The following is a 23,800-nucleotide window of genomic DNA, read 5'->3' as shown; positions in this document are numbered from 1 at the left end:
AAGCCTTCGTCCCTTTTTTGGGATGAAGGCTTTTTATTATGTTAAGGAGGAAAAATAGATGAAAAATTTAAAAGCAGAAGACATTAGACAAATGTATATTGATTTCTTTAAAGAAAAGGGCCACGATCAGGAGCCAAGTGCACCGCTTGTTCCTTTTGAAGATCCTTCCTTGTTGTGGATTAACAGTGGCGTCGCTACCTTAAAGAAATACTTTGATGGCCGTGTCATTCCAAACAACCCTAGAATCGTAAATGCACAAAAATCAATTCGTACGAACGATATTGAAAACGTTGGTAAAACAGCGCGTCACCATACATTCTTTGAAATGCTTGGGAACTTTTCAATCGGCGAATACTTTAAAACTGAAGCGATTCACTGGGCTTGGGAATTTTTAACGGACGACAAATGGATCGGTTTTGACGCTGAAAAACTTTCTATAACAGTTCATCCAGAAGACGAAGAAGCATATGCAATTTGGTTAAATGAAGTGGGTGTACCTGCGGAGCGCATTATTCGTTTGGAAGGGAATTTCTGGGATATCGGTGAAGGCCCAAGTGGTCCGAACTCTGAAATTTTCTACGATCGCGGCGAAAGCTACGGCAACGATTTGACTGACCCTGAATTATATCCTGGTGGCGAAAATGATCGTTATTTGGAAATTTGGAACTTGGTGTTCTCACAATTCAACCACAACGCGGATCACACCTACACATTACTGCCTAAACAAAACATTGATACAGGAATGGGCTTAGAGCGCATGGCTTGTGTGGCTCAAGATGTAGCAACCAACTACGATACGGATTTATTCGTACCGATTATCCGAAAAACGGAAGAAATTTCGGGGAAAACATATGGCGAAGACGCGGATATGGATATGGCGTTTAAAGTGATTGCTGACCACATCCGTACGGTTGCATTTGCGATTGGTGACGGAGCCCTTCCATCTAACGAAGGCCGTGGATATGTATTACGTCGCTTATTACGTCGTGCCGTACGTTATGCGAAAAAATTAGGCGTTGAACAGCCATTCTTGTTTGAGCTAGTACCAGTGGTTGGAGACATTATGAAGAGCTTTTACCCAGAAGTTAACAACAAACAAGACTTTATCATTCGTGTGATGAAACTAGAAGAACAGCGTTTCCACGAAACACTTCATGACGGCTTAGCAATTTTGTCTTCGGTTGTGGAAAAACAAAAAGCGAACGGACAAACAGAAATTCCTGGTGAAGATGCATTCCGTCTTTATGACACATACGGGTTCCCGGTTGAATTGACTGAGGAATATGCGGAAGAAGAAGGCATGACCATCGACCATAATGGCTTTGAAGCAGCGATGCAAGCGCAGCGTGATCGTGCAAGAAACGCGCGTCAAAACGTTAATTCGATGCAAACTCAATCTGAAGTTTTGGGTAATATTAAAACAGCCAGTGAATTTATTGGCTATAGCCAGACTGTTTCAGATGCTAAAGTAGTAGTTATTATTAAGGATGGTGAACTTGCTGACCGTGCACATGAAGGCGAAGAAGTTCAAGTTATTCTAGATCAAACACCATTTTATGCAGAAAGTGGCGGACAAATAGCAGATCGCGGAACCTTGAGCAATGATTTGGTTCAAGCGACTGTATTAAACGTTAAAAAAGCACCAAATGGCCAAAATTTACATTCTGTTCGTATTAACACGGGAGAATTAACACTGGCGTCTGTAACAGCACAAGTAGACGCAGCAGATCGTCGTCATACGGTGAAAAACCATACAGCGACACACCTTTTGCACCAAGCGCTAAAAGATACGTTAGGAACGCATGTTAACCAAGCGGGATCTTATGTAGGTCCAGATCGTTTACGTTTTGATTTTTCTCATTTTGGCCAAGTCACGAAAGAAGAGTTAGAGACCATTGAGAAAATCGTTAACGAAAAAGTATGGGAAGGAATCGCAGTTCAAACTGGATACCATAACTTGCAAGAAGCAAAAGATATGGGTGCAATGGCATTGTTCGGTGAGAAATACGGGGATGTTGTACGTGTCGTTGAAATTGGCGACTATTCACTAGAGTTATGTGGTGGCGTTCACGTATTCAATACATCGGAAATTGGCTTGTTTAAAATTGTTTCTGAAGGCGGCATAGGTGCTGGGGTACGCAGAATCGAAGCGCTAACAGGTAAAGGTGCCTATGAAAACTTGAAAGACAGTGAGCACGTATTAGAACAGGCGGCAGGATTATTAAAATCTTCTCCGAAAGAGATGATTCAAAAAGCGCAATCGGTTCAAGCTGAAATAAAAGCCTTTCAACGTGAAAATGAATCCTTGCTTGCGAAAATCTCTAACGCTCAATCTGCGGGCATTTTAGATGCAGCTCAAAAAATTGGAGACATTACCGTACTGTCCATTAAAGTCGAAGCAAAAGACAATAACCAATTGCGTCAAATGATGGATGACTTGAAAACGAAAATGGATAAAGCAGTAATCGTTCTTGGTGCGACAGACGGTGATAAAGTAATGCTTGCAGCAGGCGTGACAAAAGATTTGGCGGGTGGAGATTACCATGCGGGACAAATCGTTAAACACGTAGCAGAACAATGTGGTGGCAAAGGTGGCGGCCGGCCAGATATGGCAATGGCAGGTGCAAAAGATGTCGACAAGTTAGAGTCGGCACTCGAATCCGTTTATAGCTTAGTGAAATAGGTTTAATAAATGGCCGCTATCGGTTATAATAAGAAGCAGACAGCAGGAGCAATTATTCCTATTTAAAATCCGAAAGCGAGGTGCTTGTCGTGAGTTCATTTGATCGAACTATGAAATTCGATTCGTCTGATGAGTCGATGGAGCAAGAAGTGAAGCAAGTGATGCTACAGGTCCATGCTGCACTTGAAGAAAAAGGCTATAACCCGATCAATCAGATCGTCGGATATTTATTATCAGGTGATCCGGCTTATATTCCTCGCCATCAGGATGCGCGAAATATGATTCGCAAACTAGAACGGGATGAAATTCTAGAGGAACTTGTAAAGTTCTATATTAAGAAGAATAACGGAGAATAAGGATGCGCATAATTGGACTTGATGTTGGTTCGAAAACAATTGGAGTCGCGATTAGTGATCCGATGGGCTGGACAGCTCAGGGAATCGAAACCATCAAAATAAATGAAGCCATCGAGGAATTTGGCATGGTCCGTCTCGGTGAACTAATCAAACAATATGAAGTGACTGAAGCAGTTGTGGGGTACCCGAAAAACATGAACAATTCAATTGGGCCACGTGCTCAAGCATCCGAAAGATTTGCAGATTTGCTGAAAGAAGCGTATAGTATACCGGTGGTCCTATGGGATGAACGGCTTACAACGTCTGCAGCAGAGAAGATGTTAATCTCCGCGGATGTCAGTCGCAAAAATCGCAAAAAAGTGATCGACAAGATGGCAGCAGTCATGATTTTGCAGGGCTATCTTGATTTTAAAAAATAATGAGGTGACGCAAATGGAACACGGACAAGAACACATTACAGTCGTTGATGAAAACGGCAACGAGCAATTATTTGAAGTATTGTTTACATTTGAATCAGCAGATTTCGGAAAATCATATGTTTTGTATTTCCCAATTGGCGCTGAAGAAGATGAAGAAGGCGAAATTGAAATTCACGCATCTTCATTCACAGAAAACCCTGAATCAGATGAAACTGAAGGTGGCGGAGAGCTTCGCCCAGTTGAAACTGACGAAGAGTGGGACATGATTGAAGAAATGTTGAACACGTTCCTTGACGAAGAAGAAGAAAACGAAGAGCTTTAAAAAGATGAGGGCGGAATTGATTGCTGATTCCGCCTTTTTCTTTTGTGCACTTTTCTTGTATACTGGTAGAAGTGAGCTATAACTAGCTCAACTTTTGCAGTACAGAAAAGCTGGGGGGAAAACCCGTGGGGAAACCATCAAAAAAAGAAATTATGTTTGAACGTATGAAAGAAAAAAAGAAGGAAGTGAGAGTCGTCCGACGCATCGTATTAATAGTCGCACTGATCCTAGTAATTATCATTGGGATTGCAGGTTTTAAAACCTATAGCTATGTCACTGATGCCTTAGAGCCGGTAGATGCCGACTCAGAAAAAGTGATTACCGTTGAAGTCCCAATCGGTTCGAGTCTGGACAGCATTGCGGCACTGCTTGAAGAAAATAATGTGATTGAAGACGCGCGCATCTATAAATACTATGTCAAATTTAAAAATGAATCTGAGTTTCAAGCAGGAACCTATGATTTGGTGCAGTCGATGACGCTGGATGAAATTACGGAAAGTTTGAAAACGGGTAAGGTTTATCATGAACCGTTGTTTACCATTAATGTTCCAGAAGGTTTAACGGTTGAAGAAATCGCTGAAAATGTTATCGCTAAAAAAACATCGTATACGGCAGAAGAATTTCTGAAACAAATTGATGACCCTGCATATATTGAAGAGTTGATGGTTAAATATCCAGATTTATTGACTGACGAAATACGAGGTGATAATATTCGTCACCCTCTTGAAGGATATCTATTCCCGGCAACTTATCCTATGTATGAAGAAGAGCCATCGTTAACGTTAATTATTGAGCAAATGCTCAATGCGACACAATCCAACGTTGTACCATACCAAGGTGTCTTAGAAGAACTCGAAAAGTCGCCTCATTGGTTATTGACTTTTGCTTCTCTTTTAGAAGAAGAAGCCACAGCACAATCTGATCGCCAAACGATTGCTAGTGTTTTTTACAATCGCTTAGAAGACGATATGCCATTGCAGACAGATCCAACTGTAATTTACGCAATGGGCAAACACAAAGAGCGTTTGTTTAACAAGGATTACGAATTTGAACACCCGTACAGCACATACCAAAACAAAGGGTTGCCACCGGGACCTATCGCAAATGCAGGAGGCTCTTCGATTCAAGCAGTACTAGACCCTGCAAAAACCGATTACCTCTATTTCTTAGCGGACAAGGAAGGCAAGAATCACTTTGCTAAAACTTACGAAGAGCATTTGAAGAATCGAGACGAGTATATTGGAGAGTAAACCACTTAGAAGGAAGCGTCCTCGCTTTCCTTCTCTTTTTATGGTAAGATTTGAAGTAATTTTTGCTGAGTCGAAAAGGAGCTTATTTGTATGGTGACCAATCAATTATCAACGACGCTTAAAGCGATTCAGACGTATGCTGCTCTGCATCACATTCCCATCATGGAGGATCAAGGTATCGGAGAGCTGGTTGAACTTTTAAAAATTCAACAGCCTAAACAGATTCTTGAAATTGGTGCAGCGATTGGTTTTTCAGCGATTAAAATGGCTGAGGCGTTACCTGCTTGCACAGTGGATACTGTAGAACGCGATGACTCACGGTATCAAAAGGCGTTGGAATTTATTGCTCAAACAGAGTTAGCGAGTCGCATCCGTATTTATCATGCAGATGCACTAGAACTGGAACTATCCCAACTGAAACCGCAGTATGATGCAATTTTTATAGATGCTGCCAAAGGTCAATACGAGCGCTTTTTCGACAAATACGAAACATTATTGCCAACAGGTGGTATTATCTATTGCGATAACATGACCATGCATGGTCTTTCAGATATGCCATTGTCGGACGTTCCGAGAAGGAAACGGACGATGATTCGCAATTTGGCGACTTTTAAAGAACATATGCTCAATCACCCGTGCTATGATACAGAATTATTATCCTCAGGTGATGGCATACTGATTTGCAGAAAGAAATAAATACACTAAAAAGAGATTTACAGGGAGCTAACTAATATGTCTACTAAACGGCCGGTCGTTATTGGAATCGCAGGGGGTTCGGGCTCGGGAAAAACGAGTGTAACGAATTCAATTTATGAAGTCTTTAAAGAAAACTCAGTCGTCGTCATCGAGCAGGACTATTATTACAAAGACCAAAGTCATTTGGCTTTTGATGAGCGCTTGGAAACAAATTACGACCATCCATTAGCATTTGATACGGATTTGTTAATTGATCATATCAACGAATTGCTTGAGCGTCGTGCAATCGAAAAACCGGTTTACAATTATGCTTTACATACACGTGCAGAAGAAACTGTAGTAATCGAGCCAAAAGATGTTATTATACTGGAAGGCATATTAGTACTTGAAGATCCGCGTTTGCGTGAATTAATGGATATTAAATTATTCGTCGATACAGATGGTGATTTGCGCATTATTCGTCGTCTATTGCGTGACATTAATGAACGCGGGCGGACAATCGATTCTGTTATTGAACAGTATTTAACGGTTGTTCGACCGATGCATAATCAATTTATTGAACCGACAAAACGGTATGCCGATGTAATTATTCCTGAAGGTGGCCAAAATGAAGTGGCAATCGATTTAATGGTTACAAAAATTAAAACTATTCTTGAATAGATAGTGAAACTATAATATGATGATACGAGACTGACGGATGTAGGCATCCAGGTCAGCAGTTGAAGGAGTGGTAACAATGGCTAACGAAAAACAATTTCCAATGACAGCTGCAGGAAAGCAGAAGTTGGAAGATGAACTGGATTTTTTAAAAACAATTAAACGTAAAGAAGTAGTCGAACGAATCAAAATCGCTCGTTATTTTGGTGATTTATCTGAGAACGCTGAGTATGACTCTGCGAAAGAAGATCAGGCTTTTGTAGAAGGTCGCATCTCAACACTTGAATCGATGATCCGTAACGCAGTTATCATAAATGAAAATGAATCAAACAAAGATGTCGTTCGCTTAGGGACGACTGTAACATTCATAGAAGTTCCAGATGGCGATAAAGAGTCTTATACAATTGTTGGATCAGCAGAAGCAGATCCTTTAGAAGGTCGCATTTCAAACGATTCTCCAATTGCGAAAAGCATGATTGGCCGCACGATTGGTGAAAATGTTAAAGTATTAACACCAGGCGGAGAAATGGAAATCAAGATTCTTTCAATCACGTGATCAAGCGGCCATTCTTTAAAAAGGATGGTCGTTTCTCATTAGTTGAACTGTAAATGAAACGTATTTAACGCTGAAACGTCAAATTTGTCATAGTGTATTAATGGTAAACTATTAAGAAAGGGGGACATTCAATGAATAACGAAGAAAAGCCGTATCCCTCTCGTTTGAAGAAAAAGAAAAACCGATCAAATTCGATTTTGAACATTTTGATTGGCTTGGTATTTGCATTGATTCTCATAATTGGAGTTTCCATGCTTTTTGGCGGAGGGAACGAACAAGCTCAAGATCCGGATCAAGTAGCGAGTTCGCCTGAAATCGACGAACAAACGAGTGGCACTGAAGACAGCGAAGGCACTGAAGAAACAGCTAAAGAAAAAGAAGCTGCTGAAAAAGAAAAAGAGGCCGCTAAAAAAGCGGAAGAAGAAAAAGAAAAAGAAGAGTCTGCCATTAAAGGTGGAACAATTACACGGGAAGACTCGAGCGATCCAATTGTCGAAGAAACCGTGATTAACACCAGCTGGGAGCCGATTGGCACGAAGCAAAAAGGCGATCATGTTTCTGTCTATCAAAAAAATTCAGCTGACTGGAACGAAAAAGTTCAAGCCGTTTCTTATGCGACGGGCCTTGATCCGAATAATATGTATGTCATGATGATAAAAAATGGCGGTGGTCCGCAGAAATCGATAGCGACTGTTCAGTCGAAAGATGAATCTGAAAAATACCGCGTCCATATGGAATGGGTCGATGGCGAAGGCTGGAAACCAGTAAAAATGGACGTCTTAAAAACGCTTAAAGGCGCCTATTAATAAAGGCGTCTTTTTCTTTTATCAAGTGAAATTGTAATGAAATTAAGATGAAATGAGGAATGGCAAGATGAGAATCGGTGTAATCGGTGCAATGGAAGAAGAAGTTCAATTATTAAGAAGTAGACTGGAAAATCCGCAAACGGAAGAAATTGCAAAATGCGAATTTACTTTAGGTACATACGAAGAACAGGAAATTATATTGTTAAAAAGCGGGATTGGTAAAGTAAATGCGGCCATGTCAACGACGATTTTACTTCAACAATATAAACCTGATATTGTTATCAATATTGGCTCAGCAGGCGGTTTTGATGAGGAACTAGAAGTCGGTGCAGTCGTGATTTCAGACGAAGTTCGTCACCATGATGTAGATGTAACTGTCTTTGGTTATGAAATGGGCCAAGTACCTCAATTGCCAGCAGCTTTTACTTCTAATAAAGAATTGATTGAGCTAGCCGTTAAAGCAGTTAAGGAAATGGGACAGCACGATTATGCGGTTGGATTGATCGCTACAGGAGATTCATTTATGAACGATCCAGAGCGTGTCGCAAAAGTGCGGGAACATTTCCCGTCGATGAAAGCAGCTGAAATGGAAGCGGCGGCAGTTGCGCAGGTGTGCTATCAATTTGATGTTGCTTTTATTGTCATTCGTGCATTGTCAGATATTGCCGGAAAAGAATCATCGGTATCGTTTGAAGAATTCTTGCCTGTAGCGGCTAAGCATTCAACAGAAATTGTTTTCAGTGTCATCAGCCAGCTAGCCGCACGTATCTGATTTTGTGAAGACAAAATAAAAAAGCTGGGGACGTTTTCTTAACGTCACTCAGCTTTTTTTAAACTTTTTTCAAGGTAAAGGTACTGATCATTAACAAAGAACAAAGAACAAATAAAAACATATAGACGACCGGTGAAAATACCGACAACGCAAAATACGATAAAGTGATAACTGTACCTGCAGCTGTAATAGGCAACCCAGTAAAGTATCCAGTCGAGTCTGAAATGTTAAAACGCGCCAAGCGAAAAGCGCCACATGACAGATAAAGTACAGTAAAAACCATTCCAATAAAACCGAAGTCTGACAAGACAAGTTGATAAATTAAAATTGCGGGTGCGACACCAAAGGACAACAAATCGCTCATTGAATCGAGTTGTTTGCCTAAATCAGATTCTTGATTAAACTTTCTTGCCACCATACCGTCAAAGCGGTCTAAAAAAGCTGCAATAAATATAAATAGCACGCTATAGCTATAAGATCCATTTAAAGTGGCCATAAGAGAAGCCCCGCCAAACAACATATTACCGATCGTAATGGAGTTTGCGGCCTGTGACTTCAGCTTTTTTATGGTGTGATCCATTCTTTCGATTATTAACAATGGAAAACACTCCTTCTTTTTTTGTAAACTTGTTCAATCTATTATACTGCGAAAGGTAAAATAATGGTAGACTATTTTAGCAACGGAGGCATCTCGATGAAAAAATATTTGTACCAGCGTTCAATAGAACTAACGAACGGAGCTTTTACTTCTAATTTAATTCGCCAATTTGCCGGTTCTCAAAAAAGCCGCAGATTTATACCGAGCTATATAAAAACATATCAAATCGCAACGGATGAAATCGAAAAACCTTTAGAAAGCTTTCAGACACTTCATGATTTTTTTGTTCGTAAACTTACTGGCAGTAGTCGGCCAATTGCTGAAGTTTCTGTCGTGTCTCCAGTGGATGGGAAAATTGAAATCATTGGGGACCTACGAAAAGATAGTCGTTTTTTTGTGAAAGGACACGACTATTCATTAGCCGACTTGTTAGGGGATAGCGATTTAGCTGATTGCTACCAAAACGGGAAATACGCAGTGCTGTATTTATCGCCAGCTGACTATCACCGTATCCACAGTCCGGCTGATGGCACAGTGAAGAGACAATATGTGCTTGGCAAAAAATCATATCCGGTTAACGCAGCTGGATTGCAATACGGCAAAGCGCCGATCAGTGGCAACTACCGGATGATTACGGAGTTAGAAACTGAGTTTGGCAAGATGTTGGTCGTCAAAGTCGGTGCCATGTTTGTAAATTCTATTAAACTCACAGAGACCGGTAGTGACTGGGAAAAAGGCAGCGAAGTGGGCTATTTCAGCTTTGGTTCAACGGTTGTGTTGTTTTTTGAGAACAATTCCGTTAGATTTGTCGAAGATATGTCTTCTGGACAACGGATCAAGGTGGGAGAAGCACTAGGAAATATGGTATAATCAATAGAATTAAGTTCGGAAAACAGGAGTGAGTTAGAGTGTATCAAAATTTTGTACCTAGTGAGTATGTAAAAGACGTTTTTGACATTAAGCCAGAAATATTAATTGAAAAGAATATTAAAGGGATAATTACGGATTTAGATAATACACTTGTAGAATGGGATCGTCCAGATGCTACCCCGAAATTGATTGAATGGCTGAAATCGATGAAAGATGCCGGTATTCAAGTAGTAATCGTTTCCAATAATAAGGAATTGCGCGTCAAGTCGTTTGCGGATCCTTTAGGAATTCCATTTATTTATCAAGCTCGTAAGCCGATGGGCCGCGCTTTTAGAAAAGCACTGCGCATTATGGAAGCAAAACGCGATCAAGTCGTGGTTATTGGAGATCAAATGTTAACGGATATCTTCGGAGGCAATTTGAACAAGATGCATACCATACTAGTATTGCCAGTAGCGCAGTCAGATGGCTTTTTTACTCGTTTTAACCGAAGAGTCGAGCGTAAAATCATGAAGAAGTTGAAAGAAAAAGGACAATTGATGTGGGAGGAAGAAAAGTGAGCGAAATGCCAACTTGCATCGGATGCGGTGTGCAGATTCAAACTGAACATAAAGAAGAGGTAGGCTATGCACCACCGTCTTCGTTAGAAAAAGAAGAAATTATTTGTCAACGCTGTTTTCGCCTGAAAAATTACAATGAACTTCAGCCTGTTTCATTAACGGATGATGACTTTCTGAAGATTTTAAACGGCTTGGGCGAACGCGATGGGTTGATCGTCAAAATCGTCGATATTTTTGATTTTAATGGCAGCTGGCTTCCTGGTCTTCACCGTTTTGTTGGGAATAATGATATTTTACTGATTGCCAATAAAGCGGATTTGTTACCGAAGTCAGTGAAACAGCCTAAATTAATCAACTGGATGAAACAAGAAGCTAAAAAATTAGGATTGAAACCGATTGACGTATTAACGGTAAGTGCTCACAGAGGAACCGGAGTTCCAGAAGCGATGGAAGCAATCGAAAAATACCGTAAAGGCAAAGACGTCTATGTGGTAGGGTGTACGAATGTTGGGAAATCGACATTCATCAACCGCGTGATTAAGCAAGCGACAGGGCAAGCAGATGTCATTACGACTTCACATTTCCCTGGAACGACATTGGATATGATTGAAATTCCTTTGGATGATAAACGTTCATTATTTGATACACCAGGAATTATCAATCATCATCAATTGGCTCATCATTTAAAAACAGCAGATCTCAAACAAATTATGCCAAAAAAAGAAATTAAGCCTCGTGTGTTCCAATTGAATGCAGGGCAAACATTATTTGTTGGCGGATTGGCACGATTTGACTTTATTCAAGGTGAGCGTTCATCATTCACTGTCCACATTGCTAATGACTTAGGGATTCACCGAACTAAACTAGAGAACGCGGATGCTTTGTACGCGCAACATCTAGGCGATATGCTAGCACCACCGTCAGCTGAGTACAAAGACGATTTTCCGGAGTTGGTGCGCCACGAATTTAGTGTCAAAGATGCAAAAATGGATATTGTGTTTTCTGGACTTGGTTGGATTACTATACAGCACGGCAACGCCGTTATTGCTGCTCACGCGCCTAAGGGTGTGGAAGTTCTCTTGCGCCCATCGTTGATTTAGGAGGTTTTTAGATGAAGAAATGGTACGCAGTAATTGGTGATCCAATTGCTCATTCCTTATCCCCATTTATGCATGAATCGTGGTTTGATGAACATGGCATAGAAGCTGCTTACCTGCCGATTCATGTGGAACCGTCGCAATTGAAAAAGTCATTGGAAGCTATGAAAACATTGGGCATCAGTGGTTTTAATATTACACTTCCGCACAAGCAATCCATTGTTCCGCTTTTAGGAAAACTAGAAGAAAGTGCTTCGCAAATGAATGCTGTCAATACGGTGAATTTTGATGGAACTCATTATGTTGGATCGAATACAGATGGTGACGGTTTTGTTCGCTCGCTATTTGTTCATGCCATCGATAAGACATCAAAAGTGTTACTGATTGGCGCAGGTGGTGCGGCAAGAGGAATTGCTTTTGCTTTGAAGCGCGCTGGCTTTACGAATGTGACCATTACCAACCGAACCTACCGGCGTGCAGAAGAGCTAGCGGCAGAAACAAATGCTTCTGCCATGACGCTCATTGAATCTGAACAACAATTGGCTGAATTTGCAATTGTGATTCAAACGACTTCTGTTGGATTAGCGACAGGTGAAGCGTTGCCGATTTCACTGGACCGAGTAAAATCAGGAACTTTAGTAGCGGATATTATTTATAATCCACTGGAAACACCTTTCTTGAAAAAAGCACGAGAAAAAAATTGCATTATCTCAAATGGCGTTGGTATGTTCGTTTATCAAGGAGCAATTGCTTTTGAAAAATGGACAGGGATACAGCCAAATACTGAAAAAATGATCCAAATGATCACAGAAAAACTAGGAGGCACTTATGTTAACAACTAAACAAAAAAGCTTTTTGAAAAGCGAAGCACATCATCTTGCACCCATTTTCCAGGTAGGTAAAGGCGGCGTCAGTGATGCCATGCTCGTTCAAATCAAAGAAGCATTAGAAAAGCGCGAATTGGTCAAAATTAGCATTCTTCAAAATAATGAAGATGGCAAAGATGAAGTAGCAGTAGCTCTTGCTAAAGGCACAAAATCACAGTTGGTTCAATTGATTGGTCATACTGTCGTACTTTACAAACAATCGGTTCATAATAAACGAATCGAGCTACCGGTTAAAAGATGAAAAAAGTTGGGATTCTAGGCGGAACATTTAATCCGCCTCATCTCGGTCATTTAATCATGGCGAGTGAAGCGCTTTTCGCGGCCGAATTGGCTGAAGTCCGTTTTATGCCCAATTATATTGCGCCTCATAAAGAAGTTGCAGGTGCTAGTGCCGAGCAGCGGCTCGCGATGACTAGGCTCGCGATTTCTGATCACGACCAATTTAAAGTAGAAGACTTCGAAATCAAACAGGGTGGAGTTTCTTATTCTTTTGATACCTTAACAAAACTGTCTGAACAAGAACCTGACGTCGAATTCCATTTTATTATTGGAGCCGACATGGTAGAAGGTTTGTCTTCTTGGCACCGAATTGATGAGTTGGTAAAGTTGATTCGCTTTATTGGTGTTAAGCGGCCGGGGTATACTACAGAGACACCTTATCCGGTGATGCTGATTGATTCTCCGGAATTGCGATTGTCATCCACATTATTGAGAGAACGGGTTGCTGCACGCGGGCCCCTCGCCTTTCTGGTGCCGGAGAAAGTGGAAGCTTTTATTCGAAAGGAGCGCTTGTATGGATCACAACCACATGCTTCAGACCGTTAAAGAACGACTTCCAGAAAACCGATTTACTCATGTGCTTGGTGTAGTGGATACCGCAACTGAACTCGCTAAAGCATTTAAAGTGTCCGAATCCAATGCGCAAACAGCAGCAATTTTGCATGATGTTGCAAAATTTTCAGATCGAGAATGGATGAAATCTGTCATCGTTTCTGAAAACATGGATCCTTTACTACTCGAATACCACGCAGAACTTTGGCATGCTCCTGTAGGCGCTCATTTAGCGAAAAGCGAATTTGGAGTTACCGATGAAGACGTACTTAACGCCATTCGTTACCATACGACGGGACGTGAAGCGATGTCTGATTTGGAAAAAATCGTCTATATTGCTGATTTAATCGAACCAAACCGCAAATTTTCAGGTGTTGAAGAATTGCGACAATTAAAAAATCAAGGATTGGATGTTATGATGGAAGCCGCGATCAAACATTCCATCGAATTTTTAGAATCAAAAAATCAACCGGTATTTCCGGATTCACTGAAGTGTTACAATTACTTCGTGCAACAGAAAGGGAAAGTGAAAGAATGACTAAAGAAACTTTACTACAAGTAGCGTATAACGCAGCAGAAGATAAAAAAGCAGAAGATATCGTTGTTTTAAATATGGAGGGAATTTCGTTGCTAGCTGACTATTTCGTCATCTGTACAGGGAATTCAGATCGTCAAGTTCAATCAATTGCAAGAGAAATTATGGATAAAGCCCACGAAGAAGGCCATGAAGTGAAAAGCATTGAAGGATTCGACTCTGCACGATGGATTCTTGTCGATCTTGGTGATGTAGTCGCACACGTTTTCCATAAAGACGAGCGCTCATACTACAACCTTGAACGTCTGTGGAGAGAAGCTCCGCAAATGGAAATATGAAATACGGAAAATTTGCCGCAGTCTATGATGGACTGATGGAAGATATTCCTTACGAAAAGTATGTGGAGTGGGTCGCTTCCCATGTTGCATCCGGCAAGTTGCTGGATGTAGCATGTGGAACTGGCACATTGTCACAGCTTTTTGCTGAAATGGGCTATAACGTAACAGCGAGTGATTTGTCTGAAGACATGTTGACGATTGCCAATCAACGCTTTCAAGATGCAAACCAGTCAATTCCGGTACTTCAATTGTCGATGGATAATTTAGAGGGATTGACCGATTTTGATATCGTGACGATCGCTATTGATTCGGTTAATTATTTGCAGGATGAGCAACAGGTTCAGCAAACATTTAAAGAAGTTTATGAAGCCTTAAATGTGGGTGGTCATTTTTTCTTTGACGTGCATTCCATTGTCAAAGTGGATAAAGTCTACATGGCCAGTCCATTTGTTTATGATGCAGAAGAAATTGCGTACATTTGGCATACTGAGCCTGGAGAAGCAGAACATAGCGTGATTCACGACATGACTTTTTTCGTTCGTCACAATGAGTTATTCGAACGTTTTGAAGAAACGCATGAACAGCGAACGTTTTCTGTCGATGCTTACACAAAATGGTTGGAAGCGGCTGGATTTTCTGTAGAGTCGGTGACAGCCGATTTTTCAGATCAGGTGCCGGATGAAGAAAGTGAACGTATTTTCTTCTATGCTAGAAAAGTTTGAGGCGAATTGATGGAGCCATCTGCAACGTGCAGGTGGCTTTTTGTCTATTCAAAAAAGCTAGACAGCAGCAACCGAATTATTATATAATTCAAACAGCTTCTATTTAATTGTCTTCTGAAGAAATGAGGAATGCGAACTGAAATTTTCCGAGCTTCAGAACAAATTTGCATGGCTGCTGATCCCCACAGCTGTCATTGTGCTGCTACTAATTTACTTCTTGTTTCCTCAAAGTAAGTCAGAAACAGCTCCTGCTACTTCTCTTGAACTAATCAACGCTGAATCCCCTCAGCAGACAGAACCCCCAGAAAATGAAGTTCCCGTAATAGAGACTACCTTAATGATTGATATGAAAGGGCAAGTGGTTAATCCAGGTGTATACGAGCTACCGGCAGGATCCCGTATGCAAGATGCTGTTCAAGCTGCAGGTGGTTTCACAACAAAAGCCGATAGTCGTGCTATTAATTTGGCGCTCGTAATTGTGGATGAAACCAGTGTTTACGTACCAGTAGTGGGCGAAGAAATCAGTTTGCCAGCGGCATCGTCTCAGACAGCTTCAGCTAGTGGTAGCGGTTTGATTGATATCAACTTGGCGAGTGAAACCGAATTGATGGAACTACCGGGAATCGGTCCTTCTAAGGCCGCTGCTATCCTTGCTTATCGGGAAGAGGTAGGGCGATTTAAAACACCGGAAGAATTAACTGAGGTTACTGGGATTGGCGACAAAACCTTTGAACAACTAAAAGATCTTATTACTGCCAAATAGAAAGCCGTACAAGAAAAGACGGTTGACGAAATAGATGCCTCTGCTACAATTATTTTAACTACATGAGCAGGAGGCAATTAAATGAAGCGAATAACTTGGGACCAATTTTTTATGGCGCAAAGCCATTTGCTCGCACTTAGAAGCACTTGTACACGACTGTCTGTCGGCGCAACCATTGTGCGTGACCGAAGAATTATGGCAGGTGGCTACAATGGATCAATTTCAGGAGGAGACCATTGCATCGATAAGGGCTGCTATGTGGTTGATGGACATTGCGTGCGGACAATCCATGCAGAAATGAATGCGCTACTGCAATGTGCGAAATACGGCATTAGCGTCAGTGGCGCGGATATGTATGTCAGCCATTTTCCTTGTTTGCCATGTACTAAGTCGATTATCCAGTCCGGAATTGCTCGACTTTATTACGCGACAGACTACAAAAATCATGAATATGCCATTGAATTATTAGAGCAGGCAGGTGTAGAAGTCGTGCAAGTAGTATTTGACGAGCGGAAGATTGATTTTTTGAGTGTCGAAAAATCTGCTCTTTATATGGAACTCCTGGAAAAGTTGCGTGAAAAAGGTGGAAGTGATGAAGAATTGGCCCATTATACTGAACGGGTGAATCAATTATTCGGAGAAATCGAAGTGTAACAACTACTCCTTTTCTATATTTAGCAGCAGCTACCATTCTTGCTACATATGCAGCGCATGAAACAGCGGTTCAACTCGTGTTCATGGCGCTGCTTTTTAGTTGGATGTGTTGGAAAAAAGAAGGGCGAGTTCTTATTGTCGCAGTTTTTTTATTTACTTGTGCGGTGTATTTGGTGCAGGATTTTAGAAGTCAGCAGCTAGTTAATAAGCTACATCCTTATTCAGGAACACTGATATTTCATACGGGTGCAGTCATCGATGGCGATAGTCTTAGAGGATTTGCAGTACTAGAAGATCGTACAGTCGTTTACGCACGACACCGCTTAAGTTCCGCTGAACAAAAACTTCAATTAGAAAGTCTAGTTGACGACTCAATATTTCAAGTTAGCGGTGTTTTTGAACAACCATCATCTCCCTCGCATCGCTATTCTTTTGATATGAGTAAATATTTGCGGCATAATGGAGCAAACACGTTATTGGTCATCCAGTCAATAGATGGGGTGACAGAGAACGATACGTGGACAAATCGGCTACTTAGCAGGAGAGAGGCTTTAAAGCATCATATACGCGAGCATTTCCCAGAAAGTCTAGTTGCAGAAGCGGAAGCTTTACTGATTGGTGAGCGAGAAAACATGGATCCTGAAGATCAACGTGTCTATCAAACCTTAGGCATTTCTCATTTGTTTGCTATTTCAGGATTGCATGTTGGAATTGCATCGGGCCTGCTTTATGGCATTCTTGTCCGTTTGCATGTTCGAAAAGAGATGGCGCTCGTCATTTTGTTAGTTGTATTGCCGCTTTACGCGGTTCTAGCTGGTGGTGCGCCTTCAGTTTGGCGAGCAGTTAGTATGGTATGCGCTGTACTAGCAGGCAAGCTTTTTGGCTTCCGGTTACCTATTGCGAGTATTATGTTAACTAGTATGATCTTTTTTATTCTATGGAATCCATACGTCCTGTACAAAATTGGTTTTCAGTTGTCCTATGGTGCAACCTTTGGCATTATATACTCTTTAAAGTTCCTAAGTGAAATCCGGTCTGCTATAAAAACAGGCTTTGTCTTAACATTCATTTCTCAGGTGACACTATATCCGTTACTTCTTTTTCATTTTTATGAATTGTCGTTGTCTGCATTTGTGGTCAATAGCCTTTTTGTTCCTTTGTTTACTTTGCTGGTCTTACCGGCCAATTTTCTGTTATTGTTTCTGACTGTTTTATCTCAGCCAGTAGCAGATGTTGTTTTTAATGGTTATGAACCTTTGCGCGGACTGATCGATCAATTCATGAACCGTCTGGTCAAATTGCCTTATCAGCTTTGGAATCCAGGAAAGCCCACTCTTTTTATCGTGTTTCTTTTAGCAGCCAGTGTTTATTTGTTTTACTGCGCCGCTGAGCGAAAATTTCAATTTAGTCAGTTGTTGATTTTAGTAGTTCCTGCACTCCTGTTTACGGCTGTGCCTTATGTCGATCCGCGTTTGAAAGTAACTTTTCTCGATATAGGTCAAGGCGATAGTGCTGTAATAGAATTGCCTTTTCGGCAAGCTGTGTATTTAGTCGATAGTGGTGGCTTGCTGCGCTTTGACACAGAAGCTTTTAAAGAGAAGAAACGGCCTTATGAAATTGGGCGGCAAGTTGTAGCACCTTATTTAAAAGGCAATGGCATTTCTTCAATTGATGTTTTTGTACTTTCGCATCCAGACGCTGACCATGCAGAAGGGGCAGATGAGATTTTCGAGTTGTTTCCAGTTAAAGAGCTCCATCTAACACCGGGATCTGCTACAAACGCATTGATGCTTCAATTAGCTCCTTATACAAAGCAAACCAATATCGTGTTTCCGGGAGCTGGATCAAATTGGGGCGTTGCGGACACGCAATTCAGCTATTTTTCTCCAACAGATGCTACTTACGAAGGCAACAACGATTCACTTGTGCTATTTATGAAAACGGGTGATTACCGTGTCTTATTTACAGGAGATTTAGAAGCTGCAGGGGAAAAGGCATTAATAGAAACTTACAGCAGCGAACTCGCTGGTCTGACGGTATTAAAAGTAGGACATCACGGCAGTAAAACGTCCAGCAGCGAGGAATTTTTAACGCTACTCAATCCGGCTGTATCAATTTTTTCGACCGGCGTTGATAATCGGTACGGTCACCCGAGTCCAGAAGTAGTTGACCGGTTCGATGAATTGGAACTTGATACGTTAAACACCGCAGAAAACGGCACCATCCGATTACTTTATAATAAAGGAGAGTTAAAGCTCGAAACAATGCGCTGATCTCAGAAAAGCGCAGGCGCCCGTGTAGCTCTGACCGGCATAAGGCAAGTCGGCGAAGTGGCGTTCTTTGCCACACAGCAGAGTGGCCTTATGACCCGAAGAGCTGGGCGCCGGAGTCTAGACAAAGAAAAGCGCAGGCGCCCGTATAGCTCTGACAGGCATAAAGCAAATCGGCGAAGTGGCTCATTTCTATGCAACAAAAAAAGGTTCCGGTTATGAAAACCGAAACCTTTTTTTGATTTAATTACCGTGCAGCGAATTCTACAACTCCGGCGATAATGAAGATAAGGGCAAAAAATCCAAAGGATACGACAAAGCCCATTCCCGCGTCGATTGCATCGTTACGTTTGGACTGTACATTCTGTTCAAATTCATTCATTGAAATCCCTCCTAATTCCTTCTAATTATAAGCGAAGACAAAGTAAAAATCTAGATTGAAGTAAAGTTTAAAGGATGAAATTCTTTACTGACACATAACTGTCAAATACCCAAAGTCGTATAAATCCGATATAGTAGAAGAAGGGGAGGCTGATAAGATGATTACTTCCGTGTGGAAATCCATACGCAGCGGACAAATAGACCCTGTTTATCTCATTGTGGGAACAGAAAGCTATTTTATTGAAAAAACCTTGGATTTGCTAAAAGATAAATTGACGGACGGCGGAGAATTAGAACTAACTTTTTTTGATTTGGACGAAGTACCGGTTGACCACGTTATTGATGAGGCAGACACCATTCCTTTTTTCAGTGACCGCAAGCTGATTATTGCACGCAATGCAACGTTTTTAAAAGCAGCAGAGCGTGGCAAAGAAAAAATCAATCATGATCTAAAGGCACTCGAAGCCTGGTTAGAACATCCACCAAGTAGTTCGGTGACAATTTTTGTAGCGCCTTATGAAAAAGTAGACGAGCGCAAAAAAGTAACCAAGCTGATGAAGCAACATACCGTACTAATAGAAGCCAAGTCACTCCAGACTAATGACTTAGAAAGTTTTCTAATGCACGAAGCGAAAAATTTTGGTAAAGGCATCGATTTGAAAGCGGCTCAGCGATTAATGGAGATGGCAGGTACCGACCTGACATTATTGTCTTCAGAAATTGAGAAGATGTCGCTGTATCTCGGGGCAGCAGAAGGAGACATTACGGTAGACCTTGTAGAACAAATGACAGCACGGACGCTTGAGCAAGATGCATTTAAAATGCTTCAGTCGTATCTTGACGGCGATGTTAGCGGCGCCCTAAGTGTTTACTACGACTTGTTGCGTCAAAAAGAAGAGCCGGTAGCATTAGCGGCTTTACTGGCTTCGCAAATACGCTTTATGATTCAAGTGTATTATTTGCAGAAAAAAGGGTATCATGCGCAACAAATTTCTAAACAACTAAAGGCGCATCCCTATCGCGTTAAGCTACTAGTGGAAAAACGCCAACAGATTTCTGAAAAGCGACTGTTGCAGGTACTTGGTGATTTAGCAGACATCGATCTTCAGCTAAAAACACTTAGTGGCAATCGTGAGCGCATTTTGGAATTTTTCTTGATGAAGCGCGCGATCAAACAACAACGTTAAAATGAATAAAAAAAGCCAGATCCTTTTAAAGGATCTGGCTTTTTTTATGTTTTACGCTTGTTTCATCAAGCGAGCTTTTTTACGAGCTGCAGTGTTTTTATGGATCAAGCCTTTAGAAGCCGCTTTTTCCACCTGTTTAATCGCCGCTTTTACAGTATCGCTAGCGTTATCGTCTTTGTTAGTCAAAGCTGTTTCAGCTTTCTTAATAGAAGAACGCATTGCTGATTTCGTATGCGAGTTTTGAACGTTTTTGCTTTCGTTCGTACGCACGCGTTTGATTGCAGATTTAATGTTTGGCATATCTTTCACCTCCTAGACAATATGAAAGAGAGGAAATCATCCCAACTCTTTAATGTCTCTATACAACATGAGTTATTTTATCAAATCAGCGGAAGGATTGCAATAGTTACGTGCAAAGAAGTTTTCCTTGACAGCAAAAATGAATTCACGAGCTTTTATTGCTCAATGCTTGTTGTACTGCTATAATTCATAGTAGTTTATATAGGAGTGAAGAGAATGAATAATGAGGAAAGATTATCTCGGCAAAGCAGAATTCGCAACTTCTCGATTATTGCGCACATCGATCACGGTAAATCTACGCTTGCAGACCGAATTTTAGAAAAGACGGAAGCACTGACTTCCCGAGAAATGAAAGCACAGTCCCTCGATTCTATGGATCTTGAACGGGAACGTGGCATTACCATTAAATTGAACGCTGTTCAGCTTAATTATAAAGCCAAAGATGGCGAAATTTATATTATGCATTTGATTGACACTCCAGGGCACGTCGACTTTACCTATGAAGTGTCACGCAGTTTAGCAGCTTGTGAAGGCGCTGTACTTGTTGTCGATGCGGCACAAGGAATTGAAGCCCAAACATTAGCAAACGTTTACTTGGCGCTAGATAATGAATTAGAAATTCTACCAGTTATCAATAAAATCGATTTGCCTGCCGCTGACCCAGAACGTGTTCGCCAGGAAATCGAAGAAGTAATCGGTTTGGATGCTTCTGAAGCGGTATTGGCATCAGCAAAAGCCGGAATTGGAATTGAAGAAATTCTCGAACAAATCGTTGAGAAAGTTCCAGCTCCAACTGGAGATCCAAGTGCGCCGTTACAAGCGTTGATTTTTGATTCTCTTTACGATCCTTATCGTGGTGTTGTAGCGTATATTCGGATTGTTCAAGGAACTGTAAAACCTGGAGATCGTATAAAAATGATGGCTTCTGGAAAAGAATTTGAAGTGATTGAAGCAGGTGTTTTCACTCCTCATGCAACTCTTCGCGAAGAATTAACAGTTGGCGATGTTGGCTTTTTAACAGCTGCTATTAAAAACGTGGGTGATTCGACAGTCGGTGATACAATTACACTTGCTAATAATCCAGCAAGCTCAGCGTTGCCTGGTTACCGTCGATTAAATCCAATGGTTTATTGTGGGTTGTACCCAATTGATACTTCTAAATACAATGATTTGCGTGACGCGCTAGAGAAATTGGAATTGAATGATGCAGCTTTGCAATTCGAGCCTGAATCTTCTCAAGCACTGGGCTTTGGGTACCGTTGTGGATTCCTTGGCTTGTTGCACATGGAAATCGTTCAAGAACGAATCGAACGCGAATTTAATATTGACTTGATCACAACTGCACCAAGTGTAATTTATGAAGTTCATATGACAGACGGGGAAGTTTTGAAAATCGACAACCCGGCTATGATGCCTGACGCACAAAAAATTCAACTAGTTGAAGAACCTTATGTGAAAGCAACAGTTATGGTACCCAATGATTACGTAGGCGCGGTTATGGAAATTTGCCAACGCAAACGCGGTAATTTCTTAACAATGGATTACGTTGATGATACACGTGTTAGCATTATTTATGAGTTGCCATTGGCTGAAATCGTTTATGATTTCTTCGACCAATTAAAATCAGGGACAAAAGGCTATGCCTCTTTTGATTACGAATTAATTGGCTACAAAGAATCTAAATTGGTCAAGATGGACATTTTGTTAAATGCTGAACAAGTAGACGCTTTGAGTTTTATCGTTCACCGTGACTTTGCCTATGAACGTGGAAAAGCCATTGTCGATAAGTTGAAGAATCTAATTCCACGCCAACAATTTGAAGTGCCAATTCAAGCGGCTATCGGTCAAAAAATTGTGGCACGTCAAACGATTAGTGCGATACGCAAAAACGTTCTTGCTAAATGTTATGGTGGCGATATTTCCCGTAAACGGAAACTTCTCGATAAGCAAAAAGAAGGTAAAAAGCGCATGAAGCAAGTTGGATCTGTAGAAGTTCCACAAGAAGCATTCATGGCTATTTTAAAAATGGACGACCAATCAAAATAAAACGAAAAAAAGGAGGCGGAATTTTAGCCTCCTTTTCTTATTAGAAAAGAGGAAATAAAATGGTAAAAGGATTGTATATCCATATTCCATTCTGCCACCAAATTTGTTTTTACTGCGATTTCAATAAAGTATATTTCAAAGACCAGCCGGTGGATGCTTACATTGATTCCGTAGGAAAAGAGTTGGCGTTATGGAAAGAACAAGGAGCACTCGATCATCCTTTGGAAACAATCTTCCTTGGTGGAGGGACTCCTACATCGTTAACACCTGTTCAATTAGAGAAATTGCTGGCACATATTCATCGCTATGTCCCAATGGCTGCTAATTTGGAATGGACATCAGAAGCCAACCCAGATGAATTGACACAAGATAAAATGCAAGTGCTATTTGACGGAGGTGTCAACCGTCTAAGCATGGGCGTTCAGTCATTCGATGAAGATCTTTTAAAACGACTTGGCCGAACTCACAGCAACTCAGATGTTACACGTGCAGTTAATGCTGCTCGCAAAGTAGGCTTTAAAAACTTGAGTTTCGACTTGATGTACGGATTACCTGGCCAAACGATGCAACAATGGGACGATACACTGGAGCGAGCTTTTGCATTTGATATGCCGCATTTCTCAGCCTATTCCTTGATCATTGAGCCGAAAACAGTATTTTATAACTTAATGACAAAAGGTAAGTTAAATACGGTAACAGAAGATTTAGAAGCCGATATGTACGATAAGTTGATGAATGAAATGGACAAACGTGGATTAAAACAATACGAAATTTCCAATTTTGCGCGTCCTGGTCATGAATCACGACACAACTTACTGTACTGGGACAATGTTGAATATATTGGCGTTGGTGCCGGTGCGCACGGTTATGTAGATGGTATTCGCTATTCCAATGCCGGACCTTTAAAAAAATACATGTCTCCATTAGATGCAGGTGAGCGTCCAATTTTGAGTACACACCAAGTGCCGCTCCATGAAAAAATGGAAGAAGAAATGTTTCTAGGGCTACGAAAAACAGGCGGGGTGTCGCTGTCTCATTTCCAAATTAAATTTCAAAAACCGATTCAAGATGTTTACGGAGATATCTTGAAAAAAGAAATGGCTAAAGGAAATTTAGAAGTTGCTAGCGATTTTGTTAGACTGACCCGCAAAGGACGATTTGTTGGCAATGAAGTTTTTGAGCAATTTTTATTAGCTTAAAGCTCTTCCGTTGACATTGATCATTTTATTTGTTAATTTTAATGT

28 protein-coding genes and 1 other annotated feature (1 of these 29 cut by a window edge) are annotated in these 23,800 nt (G+C 41.1%); of the genes, 25 read left to right on the top strand and 3 right to left on the bottom strand.

Annotated features, from left to right (window positions below; translation table 11 throughout):
- Positions 1-17: a binding site (T-box leader), on the top strand; it begins 193 nt to the left of the window's first position.
- A gap of 41 nt (positions 18-58) precedes the next feature.
- From alaS to mtnN, 10 genes are all read left to right on the top strand, one after another.
- Positions 59-2,683, top strand: a complete 2,625-nt coding sequence (gene alaS / locus AUO94_RS01530; protein WP_058385598.1) for an alanine--tRNA ligase — start codon at positions 59-61, stop codon at positions 2,681-2,683.
- An 89-nt stretch (positions 2,684-2,772) separates the two neighbouring features.
- Positions 2,773-3,039: an IreB family regulatory phosphoprotein gene (locus AUO94_RS01525; protein ID WP_058386921.1), complete on the top strand. Its 267-nt coding sequence runs from the start codon at positions 2,773-2,775 to the stop codon at positions 3,037-3,039.
- Positions 3,040-3,041: 2 nt separating this feature from the next.
- Positions 3,042-3,458, top strand: coding sequence for a Holliday junction resolvase RuvX (gene ruvX / locus AUO94_RS01520; RefSeq protein WP_058385597.1), 417 nt, complete (start codon positions 3,042-3,044; stop codon positions 3,456-3,458).
- Positions 3,459-3,471: 13 nt separating this feature from the next.
- Positions 3,472-3,780, top strand: a complete 309-nt coding sequence (locus tag AUO94_RS01515; RefSeq protein ID WP_058385596.1) for a DUF1292 domain-containing protein — start codon at positions 3,472-3,474, stop codon at positions 3,778-3,780.
- A gap of 125 nt (positions 3,781-3,905) precedes the next feature.
- Positions 3,906-5,030, top strand: a complete 1,125-nt coding sequence (gene mltG / locus AUO94_RS01510; protein ID WP_156423923.1) for an endolytic transglycosylase MltG — start codon at positions 3,906-3,908, stop codon at positions 5,028-5,030.
- Positions 5,031-5,120: 90 nt separating this feature from the next.
- The gene (locus AUO94_RS01505; protein WP_058385595.1) at positions 5,121-5,726 is read left to right on the top strand and encodes an O-methyltransferase; all 606 of its coding nucleotides are present in this window, start codon (positions 5,121-5,123) and stop codon (positions 5,724-5,726) included.
- 36 nt (positions 5,727-5,762) lie between these two features.
- Positions 5,763-6,386: a uridine kinase gene (udk, locus tag AUO94_RS01500; protein WP_058385594.1), complete on the top strand. Its 624-nt coding sequence runs from the start codon at positions 5,763-5,765 to the stop codon at positions 6,384-6,386.
- 76 nt (positions 6,387-6,462) lie between these two features.
- The gene (gene greA, locus AUO94_RS01495; protein ID WP_058385593.1) at positions 6,463-6,939 is read left to right on the top strand and encodes a transcription elongation factor GreA; all 477 of its coding nucleotides are present in this window, start codon (positions 6,463-6,465) and stop codon (positions 6,937-6,939) included.
- A 131-nt stretch (positions 6,940-7,070) separates the two neighbouring features.
- Positions 7,071-7,745: a DUF1510 family protein gene (locus tag AUO94_RS01490; protein ID WP_058385592.1), complete on the top strand. Its 675-nt coding sequence runs from the start codon at positions 7,071-7,073 to the stop codon at positions 7,743-7,745.
- A 67-nt stretch (positions 7,746-7,812) separates the two neighbouring features.
- A complete protein-coding gene (gene mtnN / locus AUO94_RS01485) occupies positions 7,813-8,517 on the top strand; it encodes a 5'-methylthioadenosine/S-adenosylhomocysteine nucleosidase (RefSeq protein WP_058385591.1) in 705 nt (234 codons plus the stop codon).
- Between the two features lie 58 nt (positions 8,518-8,575).
- Here the strand turns inward: mtnN and pssA are convergent, their stop codons facing one another.
- Positions 8,576-9,115 (bottom strand): CDP-diacylglycerol--serine O-phosphatidyltransferase, encoded by a 540-nt coding sequence (gene pssA, locus AUO94_RS01480; protein WP_058385590.1) that lies wholly within the window; start codon positions 9,113-9,115, stop codon positions 8,576-8,578.
- A gap of 96 nt (positions 9,116-9,211) precedes the next feature.
- On the opposite strand from pssA, the gene AUO94_RS01475 reads away from it, so the two are divergent.
- From AUO94_RS01475 to AUO94_RS01420, 12 genes are all read left to right on the top strand, one after another.
- The gene (locus AUO94_RS01475; protein WP_058385589.1) at positions 9,212-9,985 is read left to right on the top strand and encodes a phosphatidylserine decarboxylase; all 774 of its coding nucleotides are present in this window, start codon (positions 9,212-9,214) and stop codon (positions 9,983-9,985) included.
- Between the two features lie 38 nt (positions 9,986-10,023).
- A complete protein-coding gene (locus tag AUO94_RS01470) occupies positions 10,024-10,545 on the top strand; it encodes a YqeG family HAD IIIA-type phosphatase (RefSeq protein WP_058385588.1) in 522 nt (173 codons plus the stop codon).
- Positions 10,542-11,645, top strand: a complete 1,104-nt coding sequence (yqeH, locus tag AUO94_RS01465; RefSeq protein ID WP_058385587.1) for a ribosome biogenesis GTPase YqeH — start codon at positions 10,542-10,544, stop codon at positions 11,643-11,645. The genes AUO94_RS01470 and yqeH overlap by 4 nt, the downstream gene beginning before the upstream one ends.
- Before the next feature lie 11 nt (positions 11,646-11,656).
- Complete coding sequence (gene aroE, locus AUO94_RS01460) at positions 11,657-12,484, top strand: shikimate dehydrogenase (protein WP_058385586.1); 828 nt, start codon at positions 11,657-11,659, stop codon at positions 12,482-12,484.
- Entirely contained in the window at positions 12,471-12,770 is a 300-nt protein-coding gene (gene yhbY, locus AUO94_RS01455) for a ribosome assembly RNA-binding protein YhbY (protein WP_058385585.1), read from the top strand. The genes aroE and yhbY overlap by 14 nt, the downstream gene beginning before the upstream one ends.
- Positions 12,767-13,354 carry a nicotinate-nucleotide adenylyltransferase gene (locus AUO94_RS01450; RefSeq protein ID WP_058385584.1) on the top strand — a complete coding sequence of 196 codons (588 nt, stop codon included), beginning with the start codon at positions 12,767-12,769 and terminating at the stop codon, positions 13,352-13,354. The genes yhbY and AUO94_RS01450 overlap by 4 nt, the downstream gene beginning before the upstream one ends.
- Positions 13,323-13,898, top strand: coding sequence for a bis(5'-nucleosyl)-tetraphosphatase (symmetrical) YqeK (gene yqeK / locus AUO94_RS01445; RefSeq protein ID WP_058385583.1), 576 nt, complete (start codon positions 13,323-13,325; stop codon positions 13,896-13,898). The genes AUO94_RS01450 and yqeK overlap by 32 nt, the downstream gene beginning before the upstream one ends.
- Positions 13,895-14,233 carry a ribosome silencing factor gene (gene rsfS, locus AUO94_RS01440; RefSeq protein ID WP_058385582.1) on the top strand — a complete coding sequence of 113 codons (339 nt, stop codon included), beginning with the start codon at positions 13,895-13,897 and terminating at the stop codon, positions 14,231-14,233. Before yqeK ends, rsfS begins: the two co-directional genes overlap by 4 nt.
- Complete coding sequence (locus tag AUO94_RS01435) at positions 14,230-14,955, top strand: class I SAM-dependent DNA methyltransferase (protein ID WP_058385581.1); 726 nt, start codon at positions 14,230-14,232, stop codon at positions 14,953-14,955. The genes rsfS and AUO94_RS01435 overlap by 4 nt, the downstream gene beginning before the upstream one ends.
- A 196-nt stretch (positions 14,956-15,151) precedes the next feature.
- The gene (locus AUO94_RS01430; RefSeq protein ID WP_237150164.1) at positions 15,152-15,718 is read left to right on the top strand and encodes a helix-hairpin-helix domain-containing protein; all 567 of its coding nucleotides are present in this window, start codon (positions 15,152-15,154) and stop codon (positions 15,716-15,718) included.
- Between the two features lie 81 nt (positions 15,719-15,799).
- Positions 15,800-16,372, top strand: coding sequence for a ComE operon protein 2 (locus AUO94_RS01425; RefSeq protein WP_058385579.1), 573 nt, complete (start codon positions 15,800-15,802; stop codon positions 16,370-16,372).
- Positions 16,373-16,476: 104 nt separating this feature from the next.
- Positions 16,477-18,645 carry a DNA internalization-related competence protein ComEC/Rec2 gene (locus tag AUO94_RS01420; protein WP_237150163.1) on the top strand — a complete coding sequence of 723 codons (2,169 nt, stop codon included), beginning with the start codon at positions 16,477-16,479 and terminating at the stop codon, positions 18,643-18,645.
- A 244-nt stretch (positions 18,646-18,889) separates the two neighbouring features.
- Here AUO94_RS01420 and AUO94_RS16960 read toward each other — a convergent pair whose 3' ends face one another.
- Positions 18,890-19,024: a YqzM family protein gene (locus AUO94_RS16960; RefSeq protein WP_078080335.1), complete on the bottom strand. Its 135-nt coding sequence runs from the start codon at positions 19,022-19,024 to the stop codon at positions 18,890-18,892.
- Positions 19,025-19,181: 157 nt separating this feature from the next.
- Here AUO94_RS16960 and holA point away from each other — a divergent pair, with 157 nt between their 5' ends.
- Complete coding sequence (gene holA, locus AUO94_RS01415) at positions 19,182-20,210, top strand: DNA polymerase III subunit delta (RefSeq protein ID WP_058385577.1); 1,029 nt, start codon at positions 19,182-19,184, stop codon at positions 20,208-20,210.
- 51 nt (positions 20,211-20,261) lie between these two features.
- Here the strand turns inward: holA and rpsT are convergent, their stop codons facing one another.
- The gene (rpsT, locus tag AUO94_RS01410; protein WP_058385576.1) at positions 20,262-20,510 is read right to left on the bottom strand and encodes a 30S ribosomal protein S20; all 249 of its coding nucleotides are present in this window, start codon (positions 20,508-20,510) and stop codon (positions 20,262-20,264) included.
- Between the two features lie 216 nt (positions 20,511-20,726).
- On the opposite strand from rpsT, the gene lepA reads away from it, so the two are divergent.
- Together lepA and hemW are read left to right on the top strand one after the other, a co-directional pair.
- A complete protein-coding gene (gene lepA, locus AUO94_RS01405; protein ID WP_058385575.1) occupies positions 20,727-22,556 on the top strand; it encodes a translation elongation factor 4 in 1,830 nt (609 codons plus the stop codon).
- 59 nt (positions 22,557-22,615) lie between these two features.
- Positions 22,616-23,755, top strand: a complete 1,140-nt coding sequence (gene hemW, locus AUO94_RS01400) for a radical SAM family heme chaperone HemW (RefSeq protein ID WP_058385574.1) — start codon at positions 22,616-22,618, stop codon at positions 23,753-23,755.
- Positions 23,756-23,800: the final 45 nt, after the last annotated feature.

This window comes from Planococcus kocurii (assembly GCF_001465835.2).
In the GTDB taxonomy this organism is placed as follows: Bacteria; Bacillota; Bacilli; order Bacillales_A; family Planococcaceae; genus Planococcus; species Planococcus kocurii.
Note: the sequence above shows the minus strand (reverse complement) of the source record. Positions and strands in the feature narration are given on the sequence as shown.

Coding starts and splice junctions, on each gene's coding strand:
- alaS (WP_058385598.1), top strand. CDS start 59: ATGAAAAATTTAAAAGCAGAAGACATTAGACAAATGTATATTGATTTC.
- ruvX (WP_058385597.1), top strand. CDS start 3,042: ATGCGCATAATTGGACTTGATGTTGGTTCGAAAACAATTGGAGTCGCG.
- AUO94_RS01515 (WP_058385596.1), top strand. CDS start 3,472: ATGGAACACGGACAAGAACACATTACAGTCGTTGATGAAAACGGCAAC.
- AUO94_RS01505 (WP_058385595.1), top strand. CDS start 5,121: ATGGTGACCAATCAATTATCAACGACGCTTAAAGCGATTCAGACGTAT.
- udk (WP_058385594.1), top strand. CDS start 5,763: ATGTCTACTAAACGGCCGGTCGTTATTGGAATCGCAGGGGGTTCGGGC.
- greA (WP_058385593.1), top strand. CDS start 6,463: ATGGCTAACGAAAAACAATTTCCAATGACAGCTGCAGGAAAGCAGAAG.
- AUO94_RS01490 (WP_058385592.1), top strand. CDS start 7,071: ATGAATAACGAAGAAAAGCCGTATCCCTCTCGTTTGAAGAAAAAGAAA.
- mtnN (WP_058385591.1), top strand. CDS start 7,813: ATGAGAATCGGTGTAATCGGTGCAATGGAAGAAGAAGTTCAATTATTA.
- AUO94_RS01475 (WP_058385589.1), top strand. CDS start 9,212: ATGAAAAAATATTTGTACCAGCGTTCAATAGAACTAACGAACGGAGCT.
- aroE (WP_058385586.1), top strand. CDS start 11,657: ATGAAGAAATGGTACGCAGTAATTGGTGATCCAATTGCTCATTCCTTA.
- yhbY (WP_058385585.1), top strand. CDS start 12,471: ATGTTAACAACTAAACAAAAAAGCTTTTTGAAAAGCGAAGCACATCAT.
- AUO94_RS01450 (WP_058385584.1), top strand. CDS start 12,767: ATGAAAAAAGTTGGGATTCTAGGCGGAACATTTAATCCGCCTCATCTC.
- yqeK (WP_058385583.1), top strand. CDS start 13,323: ATGGATCACAACCACATGCTTCAGACCGTTAAAGAACGACTTCCAGAA.
- rsfS (WP_058385582.1), top strand. CDS start 13,895: ATGACTAAAGAAACTTTACTACAAGTAGCGTATAACGCAGCAGAAGAT.
- AUO94_RS01435 (WP_058385581.1), top strand. CDS start 14,230: ATGAAATACGGAAAATTTGCCGCAGTCTATGATGGACTGATGGAAGAT.
- AUO94_RS01425 (WP_058385579.1), top strand. CDS start 15,800: ATGAAGCGAATAACTTGGGACCAATTTTTTATGGCGCAAAGCCATTTG.
- AUO94_RS01420 (WP_237150163.1), top strand. CDS start 16,477: ATGTGTTGGAAAAAAGAAGGGCGAGTTCTTATTGTCGCAGTTTTTTTA.
- AUO94_RS16960 (WP_078080335.1), bottom strand. CDS start 19,024: ATGAATGAATTTGAACAGAATGTACAGTCCAAACGTAACGATGCAATC.
- holA (WP_058385577.1), top strand. CDS start 19,182: ATGATTACTTCCGTGTGGAAATCCATACGCAGCGGACAAATAGACCCT.
- rpsT (WP_058385576.1), bottom strand. CDS start 20,510: ATGCCAAACATTAAATCTGCAATCAAACGCGTGCGTACGAACGAAAGC.
- lepA (WP_058385575.1), top strand. CDS start 20,727: ATGAATAATGAGGAAAGATTATCTCGGCAAAGCAGAATTCGCAACTTC.
- hemW (WP_058385574.1), top strand. CDS start 22,616: ATGGTAAAAGGATTGTATATCCATATTCCATTCTGCCACCAAATTTGT.